General features: G+C 38.9%; 6 protein-coding genes, 17 tRNA genes and 1 rRNA gene. 3 read left to right on the plus strand and 21 right to left on the minus strand.

The features are described 5' to 3' along the window. Positions 1-93: 93 nt before the first annotated feature. On the plus strand, positions 94-1,395 hold the full coding sequence (locus ACFSFY_RS02845; protein WP_381535673.1) for an NCS2 family permease: 1,302 nt from the start codon (positions 94-96) through the stop codon (positions 1,393-1,395). A 249-nt stretch (positions 1,396-1,644) separates the two neighbouring features. On the opposite strand, the gene trmL is transcribed toward ACFSFY_RS02845, so the two are convergent. After that, positions 1,645-2,118 carry a tRNA (uridine(34)/cytosine(34)/5-carboxymethylaminomethyluridine(34)-2'-O)-methyltransferase TrmL gene (gene trmL / locus ACFSFY_RS02850; protein ID WP_381535674.1) on the minus strand — a complete coding sequence of 158 codons (474 nt, stop codon included), beginning with the start codon at positions 2,116-2,118 and terminating at the stop codon, positions 1,645-1,647. Between the two features lie 18 nt (positions 2,119-2,136). Continuing rightward, a complete protein-coding gene (gene queG / locus ACFSFY_RS02855) occupies positions 2,137-3,276 on the minus strand; it encodes a tRNA epoxyqueuosine(34) reductase QueG (RefSeq protein WP_381535675.1) in 1,140 nt (379 codons plus the stop codon). Between the two features lie 58 nt (positions 3,277-3,334). On the opposite strand from queG, the gene ACFSFY_RS02860 reads away from it, so the two are divergent. Both ACFSFY_RS02860 and ACFSFY_RS02865 read left to right on the plus strand, forming a co-directional pair. Continuing rightward, positions 3,335-4,033 (plus strand): B3/B4 domain-containing protein, encoded by a 699-nt coding sequence (locus tag ACFSFY_RS02860; RefSeq protein ID WP_381535676.1) that lies wholly within the window; start codon positions 3,335-3,337, stop codon positions 4,031-4,033. A gap of 22 nt (positions 4,034-4,055) precedes the next feature. Then, on the plus strand, positions 4,056-4,571 hold the full coding sequence (locus ACFSFY_RS02865) for a hypothetical protein (protein WP_381535677.1): 516 nt from the start codon (positions 4,056-4,058) through the stop codon (positions 4,569-4,571). Between the two features lie 884 nt (positions 4,572-5,455). On the opposite strand, the gene ACFSFY_RS02870 is transcribed toward ACFSFY_RS02865, so the two are convergent. The 19 genes from ACFSFY_RS02870 to rrf all read right to left on the minus strand — a co-directional run bounded on the left by ACFSFY_RS02870 (position 5,456) and on the right by rrf (position 9,971). Then, positions 5,456-7,123, minus strand: a complete 1,668-nt coding sequence (locus ACFSFY_RS02870; protein WP_381535678.1) for a diguanylate cyclase domain-containing protein — start codon at positions 7,121-7,123, stop codon at positions 5,456-5,458. 922 nt (positions 7,124-8,045) lie between these two features. Beyond that, a tRNA-Leu gene (locus ACFSFY_RS02875) sits at positions 8,046-8,126 on the minus strand. Between the two features lie 41 nt (positions 8,127-8,167). Continuing rightward, a tRNA-Cys gene (locus ACFSFY_RS02880) sits at positions 8,168-8,241 on the minus strand. A gap of 9 nt (positions 8,242-8,250) precedes the next feature. Beyond that, positions 8,251-8,325: transfer RNA gene (locus ACFSFY_RS02885), tRNA-Gly, on the minus strand. A 10-nt stretch (positions 8,326-8,335) separates the two neighbouring features. Then, positions 8,336-8,406 (minus strand) — tRNA-Gln (locus ACFSFY_RS02890). Positions 8,407-8,418: 12 nt separating this feature from the next. Further along, positions 8,419-8,491, minus strand: a tRNA-His gene (locus ACFSFY_RS02895). Positions 8,492-8,522: 31 nt separating this feature from the next. After that, positions 8,523-8,595: transfer RNA gene (locus tag ACFSFY_RS02900), tRNA-His, on the minus strand. Between the two features lie 64 nt (positions 8,596-8,659). Beyond that, positions 8,660-8,733: transfer RNA gene (locus tag ACFSFY_RS02905), tRNA-Trp, on the minus strand. Between the two features lie 4 nt (positions 8,734-8,737). After that, positions 8,738-8,822, minus strand: a tRNA-Tyr gene (locus ACFSFY_RS02910). 28 nt (positions 8,823-8,850) lie between these two features. After that, positions 8,851-8,926, minus strand: a tRNA-Thr gene (locus ACFSFY_RS02915). Positions 8,927-8,953: 27 nt separating this feature from the next. Continuing rightward, positions 8,954-9,029: transfer RNA gene (locus tag ACFSFY_RS02920), tRNA-Phe, on the minus strand. A gap of 25 nt (positions 9,030-9,054) precedes the next feature. Then, positions 9,055-9,130, minus strand: a tRNA-Asp gene (locus ACFSFY_RS02925). 3 nt (positions 9,131-9,133) lie between these two features. Beyond that, positions 9,134-9,208, minus strand: a tRNA-Met gene (locus ACFSFY_RS02930). A gap of 48 nt (positions 9,209-9,256) precedes the next feature. Beyond that, a tRNA-Met gene (locus ACFSFY_RS02935) sits at positions 9,257-9,331 on the minus strand. 78 nt (positions 9,332-9,409) lie between these two features. Then, positions 9,410-9,485: transfer RNA gene (locus tag ACFSFY_RS02940), tRNA-Val, on the minus strand. A gap of 50 nt (positions 9,486-9,535) precedes the next feature. Then, positions 9,536-9,610, minus strand: a tRNA-Glu gene (locus ACFSFY_RS02945). A gap of 21 nt (positions 9,611-9,631) precedes the next feature. Further along, positions 9,632-9,723 (minus strand) — tRNA-Ser (locus ACFSFY_RS02950). A gap of 3 nt (positions 9,724-9,726) precedes the next feature. After that, positions 9,727-9,801, minus strand: a tRNA-Asn gene (locus tag ACFSFY_RS02955). A gap of 54 nt (positions 9,802-9,855) precedes the next feature. After that, positions 9,856-9,971 (minus strand): 5S ribosomal RNA (rrf, locus tag ACFSFY_RS02960). Positions 9,972-10,200: the final 229 nt, after the last annotated feature.

The following is a 10,200-nucleotide window of genomic DNA, read 5'->3' on the forward strand; positions in this document are numbered from 1 at the left end:
ATGCCATTTCTTATTTATTGTTGCAGTTCTCATGAAAAACGAATATTATTGATAATGCACTTAATAACGTTCGGATATTGAAAGGAGAATTACATGTTTCATTTAAAAGAACATAATACTACAGTCAAAACTGAACTATTAGCTGGAATGACTACATTTTTAACGATGGCGTATATCGTAATCGTCAATCCTATTATTCTTGCCGAAGCTGGCGTTCCTTTTGACCAAGTATTTCTTGCCACAATTATTGCCGCAGTCATCGGTACACTTTGGATGGCCTTATTCGCAAATTATCCCATTGCAATTGCACCAGGTATGGGACTGAATGCTTATTTCACATCAGTAGTTTCCGCTTCCAATGGACAACTTGATTACATGACGGCTTTCTCCGCTGTCTTTATTGCAGGCCTGTTATTCGTAATATTATCTTTAACACCTTTTCGAGAAAAGCTCATCCAATCCATCCCAGAGAACTTAAAAAATGGGATTACAGCAGGAATCGGTTTATTTATTGCATTTATTGGATTACGTCTTTCCGGAATTGTCGTTCATCACGAAACAAATCTCGTTCAACTTGGTGAGCTAACATCTCCACCTGTTTTACTAGCATTATTCGGATTACTCGTTACAGTGATTCTAATGACTTTAAATATATATGGTTCTATTTTTATAGGAATGATCTTAACGGGAATTCTTGCCGTATTTACAGGTCAACTTGAATTTAAAGGAAGTCTTACGCAGATTCCATCTTTACCTGAAGGTATCCTTGTTTGGAATCCGGTTCAGGCATTTGGGGATGTTGTTTCACATGGCCTATACGGCGTTGTTTTAGCCTTTTTAATCGTTACTTTGTTTGACACCACAGGGACTATGATTGGCGTCGCAAAACAAGCGGGACTAATGAAGGGCAATACACTGCCTCGAGCACGACAGGCGCTTCTAGCAGATTCAGTCGCTACTTCTGTTGGCTCCATGTTTGGAACAAGCCCAACATCCGCTTATATAGAGTCTTCTTCAGGTGTTGCTGTTGGAGGCAGAACAGGGCTAACAACATTAACGGTAGCTCTATTATTTATAGCCGCCGCTTTCTTCGGCCCGCTTGTAAGTACCTTATCAGGTGTTTCAGCTATAACTGCTCCAGCTTTAATTATTGTTGGTAGCTTAATGATAGGTGTAGTAAAAAATATTGAATGGGATTCCTTTGATGAAGCTTTCCCCGCTTTTTTAATTATTTTAACGATGCCACTTACTTCAAGTATCGCAACAGGAATTGCACTTGGATTCATTACCTACCCCATTTTGAAAGTAGTTAAAGGAAAAGGAAAACAAGTTCCAATTCTTCTATATGTTTTTGCAGCATTGTTTACTTATCAAATACTGTTTTTGGCACATTAACGACATGAATCGCTGAAGATTATAGCCCGACCGTTACATTATCAATAAAAATAGGGTATACTTAGTTGAGTTACTATCTTATTAAACAGGAGGTTACTTCTATGACTTTGATTCTAATAATGGCCGTCTGCGTAGCATTCTTAGCTGCAATTTTTGCTGGAGGGTACGAAGACAAACCTGGTAAACAGAAGAAACGTGGACATCAGCCAACATAAAGAAATGGGACTAGCCTAATGGCAGTCCCATTTTTTAATTTAAATTTGGAAAAGATTGTTGACGCAGTGCTTCGTAAATTAAGATTGCTGCTGTATTTGATAAATTTAAAGAACGTATATTATCGTTCATTGGGATTCGTAAACATCTGTCTTTGTTTTCTGAAAGAACTTTCTCAGGAAGTCCACTTGTTTCTTTTCCGAATACAAAAAATAGATCTTCATCACGATTTGAATAATCAAAAGCCGAATGTGGTTGCTCACCTTGTTTTGTTAAGAAGTAGAAACGTCCTTCGGGAAATGCATCAAAAAGTTCCTCAATACCATCGTAATATGAGATATCTACATGCTCCCAGTAATCAAGACCAGCTCGTTTCAACATTTTATCCTCTGTTGAAAAACCCAATGGTCTTATTAAATGAAGTTTTACTCCAGTTCCTGCACATGTTCTTGCAATATTACCCGTATTCGCAGGTATTTGTGGTTCAAATAATGCTACATGTATTGCCACTTCAAACACTTCCCCTTATTAAATGATTTCTATTTTAAATTCTACTACTTTTTCTAACTCCTTGCGTACTTCAGGATCTAGTTCTGTAAGAAGTGCTTCTTTAATCGCTTCAATACCAATATCCAAACCAATTTCACCGAGTGCCCATGCAATTGTTCCACGCATGACCGGTCTTGGATCCAACTTCAACATTTCAATCAATTCAGGTACTGCGGACTCTTCCTTAAAATGAGCAAGCGCTATAATCGCATTCCGTTGTATCGGGTTTTTACCACGCCAAGATCCAGAAATATGACCGAACTTCTCTTTAAATTGTCGATTCGAAAGACTTAATATTGGCTGTAAAAGAGGTTTTGCTAGCTCTGGTTCAGGATGGAATACATTTTGATGTAAATTTTGTATTCCTTTATTCTTCGGACACACGGTCTGACATGTATCACAGCCGTACACCCGATTCCCAATTTTAGTACGAAATTCTTCGGGTATCGCTGTTTTCGTCTGAGTTAAAAATGCAATGCATCTCTGGGCATCGAGTTGACCACCAACGATAAGTGCACCCGTTGGACACGCATCCAGACACAACGTACATTCGCCACACTCATCTTCCATTGGCTCATCCGGCGCAAAAGGAATATTTGTAATCATTTCACCCAAATAGACATAAGAGCCAAACTCTGGTGTAATAATCGAACAGTTTTTCGCAGACCACCCAATACCCGCACGTTCCGCAACTGCTCGGTCTGAAAGCTCACCTGTATCAACCATTGATTTCATTTTTGCATTGGGCACAAGCTCTTGTATGAACTCCTCAAGGATACCTAACTTCTCACGAAGAACCGTATGGTAATCCATTCCCCAAGAAGCTCGGCAAAAGATTCCTCTTCGTTCCCCTCTTTTTCCTTTCGGTGAATCTTTCATCCGAGAAGGATAAGCAATCGCAATTGAAATGATACTCTCGGCTTGGTCAAGAAGGAGGACGGGTTCTGTACGTTTATTTAAATCCTTCTCCTCAAATCCCGATTGGTATCCAAGATCTTGTTGACGTTTCAAGCGATTTTTCAACTCACGAAATGGAGCGGATGTCGTGAAACCAATTTTATCAATACCAATTGACAGCGCATATGCTCGAACTTCTTGTTGCAATTCGACTACATTCACACGAATCCACCTCCTATATGTTAAAATTAATTTATAGTATAAAAAAAGGGTGATAGCATTGAAATTCAAACTAAACTCAACACTTTTAAATAGCGTACCAGAAATTAAATTAGGCATTAATCATTATACCAGAATTACCGTATCAGAATCCCCTCAAATGCTGCAAGGCAGATTAAGATTGTTTCAAGAACAACTTTTTTTTGACTTAGATGATAAATTAGTAACCGACTATCCTGAAGTAAAAGAGTGGAGAGAGCTATGGAAACAACTTGGAGCAGACCCGAACGAGCATAAACTGTCTTCCGAGGCACTTTTACTTCGTATACAAAAACAAAACTATATAGATACCTGCAACACAGCAGTCGACTTAAACAACTTCTTTTCGTTGCAACATAAAATCCCAATTGGTATTTATGACTTAGAAAAAATCAGTGGCGATGTAATCGCTTCATTAGGTACTGAAGATGACGGATTTACTGGGCTGAATGATCAATATAATACCATGATAAACAGTATACAACTTTCAGATGATACAAGTTCGTTTGCGAGTCCTGTCGTTGACTCTAAAAGGACAGCGATAACATCAAGCACAACAGATGCACTACACGTATTCTACATTCCGCCTTCATTTGACGTTAAGACGTCACTTGAATTGACTACCGCATGCGGTAATATGTTCACCAGCATGAGTGGCGGAGATGTTCGAACCTATGTAGTGCATGAGGGAAAAACATCCATTATACTAGACGAAGATTAAACACATACTGGGGGAATATTCGATGTCAAAAATCACACTTGCAGAAGCAGTGAAATTAAAAAGCATCCTAAAGAAACGTATTCATGAATTGGATGACGAAATGAGACGTGTCGCCTTTACAACCGTAGAAAAAGGGAACTCCCCTGAAAAAGGTCTACGTACACTTCAAATCGTTGAAACCGAATTGGACGAAGTACGTTTGGATAGCCGCACACTTGACCGACTTATGTATCGAGCCAATATTGATAATGAAATCGAATTTCAAGGTGACCAACTAGCGATTGTTGAAGCTATTGAACTTGCTACCCAACTACGTGCAAAAGCTCAAACTTATAAAGAACTATCCATGTCTGAAAAAGAAGAAATTCAGTATGGCTATTCTGAAGACATAATTGTCTACCGTGTCGCTTTATTTGAACCGGAAGACTATAGGGTTAAGTCCCTACAAGCTGAGAAAGATGCACATAAGCTATCCAATCTCATCAACGCTAAAAACTATTCAATTATACTAGACTTCGATGATGCGAAATATTTCTAACCCCTTGGAAAGGTGAGACTCCTTTCCAAGGCATAAAGTGGGACCAACAATTTAAATGACAGCAAACCAATAACCTGTTCCCATTTACTTTGTGACCCATCACCAATACCCAACCAAGGCAATTGCAATGGACAAACTCAAATAGTATCACCAGGGTCCCCTTTATGGAAATCGCTCCTTCTGTCATTAGACGGCAAGGAGCGATTTTGTTTAGTTCCCGTTTTATAACACTATAGTATTCTTCTTTTATCGTTTGACTTGTCCTTGTGAATGTCTCATTTACGGACATTCGCCCTCCCTGTATCTTTCGAGTAGAAATAGTAGTGAATATGAATAAAAACCGAAAGGATGTTCCAAAAATATCCAATCCTATACTATTCTATGTTACTGTGGATTTGTTGTTATTCTTAAATAATCCGTTGTTTGTTTCTACAATCTTTATAAATGCGCAAGAAGATGGGACCGATTCACACTTGCATAAACGTATAAGAAAATTGGATTGGAAGAAGATTTACCGGAGGCATACGCAGTTTCCCAGCTCTTTCATTGGATATCCGAGGATATGGGGAAAGCTGTGATTGACAGTGAAGAGGGCTTGGCGCCCGAAGAAGCTGCACAAGAACAAGTGAACATCAATGCAGATAAAGTTGAGTAACGAATGAAAATAAATTTGACTGGTTTAAGTACAGTAGAATACCCAACTCAAACCAACCAAACAGTTGCGTAAAAAAAACGCTGACTTTTTTCGGCTCACTAAAAAACCAATGACAAAAGGTTTCTCGTTTTTACTGATTGAATTCATTTATCTAGTACAAACTCACAGTAACCTAGAAATCTATCGAAAGTATTTCAAGAGTTATCATTTCGTGTTCACGCGCCTGACTTTAAAAACGATAGCCAACATCGTTTCCTATTTTTGATTTCTTCTCCACATACATTGCTTTATCTGCTTCTTTTAAAATCGACGAAATCGTTGAATGTTTGTTTGGCATAGTCATGCCAATACTAGTCATAACTGATAAACTAGTATTCTCAAACTCCCATGTATACCTCATCGCTTGTCTAATTTTATCCATTACACTCAGTGCGCAGTTTTCAGAATCCACGTCAGGCAATAAGATAATAAATTCATCCCCACCTAGGCGTGCCACTACATCAGTTTTATGGATCTTAGCTTTTAAACGATTACTAAATTCACGGATAACGACATCTCCTGTTTCATGTCCCCATTGATCATTAATACTTTTAAATTTATCGATATCTAAAAGCATAACGGCAAATTTTACGCCTTTCTTATGGTATTCACTCAACGCCTTTTCAAGTGCTTCTTGAAAAAATCGACGATTTGGCAAGCTTGTCAAAGGATCGTGATATGCCAGAAACTCTAATTCTGTTTCGTATTTCTTTTGCAGCGAGACATCGCGAACGATAATCACCATATGACTATACGAATGACTCTCATCAAACACCGGGGTCGCATGCAGTTCAGACCAGACCCAATGATCAAATTTATGTTTTATACGAATACGCATTTTACATATTGCTCTATGTTTTTTTGCATCACTCAACTTTATATATAATGAGGCTGCATCGTCTGGATGTATGTTACTTAAAGGGTTTATACCTAGATATTCATTGGGTGTAAATCCATATAATTCTTCAATTGAAGGTGAAATGAATAAGTATTGTTTTTCATGATTGATTAAAATAATGACATCATTAGCATTCTCTGCAATAACACGGAAGTTCTTTTCAACTTCCATATACAATTCAACCATATGATCAAGCTCTCGCATATCCTTTAAAATAACATAGAAACCAGTCGTCACTTCCCGAATCTTAATCGGGATAAATTTCACCAATACACTAAGCATTTTATTATCATTTTGAAGGACATTGACTCGAAAGTTTATATATTCTTCATTTTTTGCTTTTTGAAAGTTCAGTAATGTTTTTCGTTTGTCCTCAGGTGCAACAAAGTCCAATATTCTTTTTTCATAGAACTCTTCTTTAGGTAATTGACTCACCTTCAGACCCATAGGATTAGCACCCTTTATTTGGCCGTTTAAGTCTAACGTCAAAATGGCATCAGCATTATGCTCAAATAAAGAATGATAATAGGAACGACTTTCCTCAAGATTCTTTAAAGAGTCTACACTTTCTTGTTTCGCTTCTACTTCTCCAGTAATATCCTGTACGATACTTACAACATGTGTACATTTACCATCAGAATCGAACATAGGTGTTAGACAGGTTTTAGAATACCGAAGTATTCCTTCTGGATCTGTATAGCTATCTTCATACGTTATCGGACCATTACTTTCCAAAACCTTTAAGTACTGGGAATTAATCATATCAGCCAGTTCATATGTTTGTGTTTCAAAAAAGGTTTTGCCAATCGATGTATGATCTAAATCTGTTTTATCCATTGCGGCCTGATTCACAAATTCATAAAAAAGCCCATTATCATCCACTCGGACAATGAAAACCATTTCTTGTATTCCATGCATTAATGCCCTCTCAATAGATAATAATGTCTTATCTTGAATCATAAATTCGCCCCCATACCTCTTCTAAGCATACCCTTTTAATTATATTCGTGAATATTTAGTTTAACAAACTATTCTCTAAAAATAAACATTTAGCTCATTTATTATATTAATAAAATAGTCTTTAAACCTATACTCTTGTTTAGCAGCTCATTGATGGATGCCTAAATATTCCTTTTCCATAGTCTTTAACACCTTATATTAGGAGTAAATCAGTTTTGAAACATACTAGAATACTACCTAAAAAGTTATGTGAGGTTGTTAGAACCCTGAAAAAGGAATCCTGATTACAACGGACTACTGTTTTCTCTTATATGAGAGTTTTCGTTTTACTTTTGCGATCACTACATTCTCCTTCACGAGCAAAACCGAATTTCTTTGCTTTCAGAAATGATAATTGCCCATTTTTTCACACCCTTCACAATGGCATTTAGTTCAAAATTTCCTATCATTTAAATATCGATATCAACTAAGGCGGTATCCTTGTTTCGAAAGGTCTGAACACCTTGCATGAAGTACTCCATCAATTAGCAGTATATCGACTGGGAACAATTCTAAGTAGCTTGTTTTCTTTAATCAATCATACATATATAAACAACTTTTTAAAAAAGTTCATATCGATTATGTCATACACGTGCAAGCGTATTTCTGTACGGCGGTGAATCCAATCAAAAGGTATCACATATGGATCTAGAGACAACCTGGAAGACTTATTCATACATCTTGGATTAGATGAAAGAAAAAACAGAGAAGAAACAATTTCAATCTTTAAGAACATGTTTGTGCAATCCTTGTGCATAAAGTTTTCAAAACCTATCGTTTTCTATGGTATTCCCCCAAAAGAAAAAGCATCTACAAACGTTGTGTTATCAACGTTTGTAGATGCTTTAGGTCTTACTCAACTTAACTGGAAAAGACCAGGATATACCCGAGGCCGGACTTGAACCGGCACGCCTCGCGGCATCGCATTTTGAGTGCGACGTGTCTGCCATTCCACCACTCGGGCAAAGAACATGTAATTTTCAAGAAGCATTAATCATAAAAAAATGGAGGCGGCAACCGGAATTGAACCGGTGATAAGGGTGTTGCAGACCCATGCCTTACCGCTTGGCTATGCCGCCGTAGATAAATGGAGCGGAAGACGGGATTCGAACCCGCGACCCCGACCTTGGCAAGGTCGTATTCTACCACTGAACTACTTCCGCTAAAAAAATACTGGGGTAGCTGGATTCGAACCAACGATGACGGAGTCAAAGTCCGATGCCTTACCGCTTGGCTATACCCCAAAAATAAAAATGGGCGACTGAAGGGAATCGAACCCTCGAATGTCGGAACCACAATCCGATGCGTTAACCACTTCGCCACAATCGCCATAATATAAATACCATAAAAAATTAAAAGGGGCGACTGAAGGGAATCGAACCCTCGAATGTCGGAACCACAATCCGATGCGTTAACCACTTCGCCACAATCGCCATAATATAATTTTTTATGATTCACTACTAAAGATTATTTATTAATTTATTCAATAAAGTAAAATGGCAGGGGTAGTAGGATTCGAACCCACATCGAAGGTGTTGGAGACCTTTATTCTACCATTGAACTATACCCCTAAAATGGTGGTGGGGGGCAGATTCGAACTGCCGAACCCGTAGGGAGCGGATTTACAGTCCGCCGCGTTTAGCCACTTCGCTACCCCACCATATTAATATCAAAACACAGAAGAACTATGGTGCCGGAGAAAGGACTTGAACCCTCAACCTACTGATTACAAGTCAGTTGCTCTACCAGTTGAGCTACTCCGGCTTTATATAAATTCACTAATTAATAAAATGGTGGCTCAGGACGGAATCGAACCGCCGACACAAGGATTTTCAGTCCTTTGCTCTACCGACTGAGCTACTGAGCCAAAACTATGTAGTACATTAAATAAATGGCGGTCCCGACGGGAATCGAACCCGCGATCTCCTGCGTGACAGGCAGGCATGTTAACCGCTACACCACGGGACCATTTGGTTGCGGGGACAGGATTTGAACCTGTGACCTTCGGATTATGAGCCCGACGAGATACCACTTCTCCACCCCGCGACAATACTATAGTATTTAATTTGTTCAACTTCTTAATGAGATATAAATTGGTTGCGGGGACAGGATTTGAACCTGTGACCTTCGGATTATGAGCCCGACGAGATACCACTTCTCCACCCCGCGACAATAAGTATGAAATACATATAAGTAGAGCTACAACTTACTATACAGCATTTTTCAGCACTAGCAAACTAAAATATATGGTGGAGGATGACGGGCTCGAACCGCCGACCCCCTGCTTGTAAGGCAGGTGCTCTCCCAGCTGAGCTAATCCTCCTGGGTAAAATAATTATCCTATTTCTTTATTAATGGATATCAATTATATAATGGTGACCCGTACGGGATTCGAACCCGTGATACCGCCGTGAAAGGGCGGTGTCTTAACCGCTTGACCAACGGGCCATATGTAATATAATTGGAATCTGGCGGAGAGCAAGGGATTTGAACCCTTGAGACAGCGTTAACCGCCTACACGATTTCCAATCGTGCTCCTTCGGCCACTCGGACAGCTCTCCAATTGGCTCCGCAGGTAGGACTCGAACCTACGACCGATCGATTAACAGTCGATTGCTCTACCACTGAGCTACTGCGGAATAATGTAACAAGTTTATTTCAATGTACTATAATTGATTCTTTTGAAATAAATAGACCAGCAACGTCCTACTCTTGCAGGGGGGAACCCCCAACTACCATCGGCGCTGAAGAGCTTAACTACCGTGTTCGGTATGGGAACGGGTGTGACCTCTTCGCCATTATCACTGGACTACTTTTTTCACAAGACATTACCTATTATATCAAACTACAGAGAAATATCAAGCGTTTTTCAAAACATTTTTGTTTTGTTCGCTCAAAACTGGATAAAACGGACATTAAGGAAGAATGGTTTATATTCTTCCGACGAATCGAGGTCAATCATACCTCTTCATTAGCGAAGAATAAAGTACATTCTTCTTTATTGGTTAAGTCCTCGATCAATTAGTATCCGTCAGCTA

The sequence above is a fragment of the Sporosarcina siberiensis genome, from assembly GCF_042681925.1.
In the GTDB taxonomy this organism is placed as follows: Bacteria; Bacillota; Bacilli; order Bacillales_A; family Planococcaceae; genus Sporosarcina; species Sporosarcina siberiensis.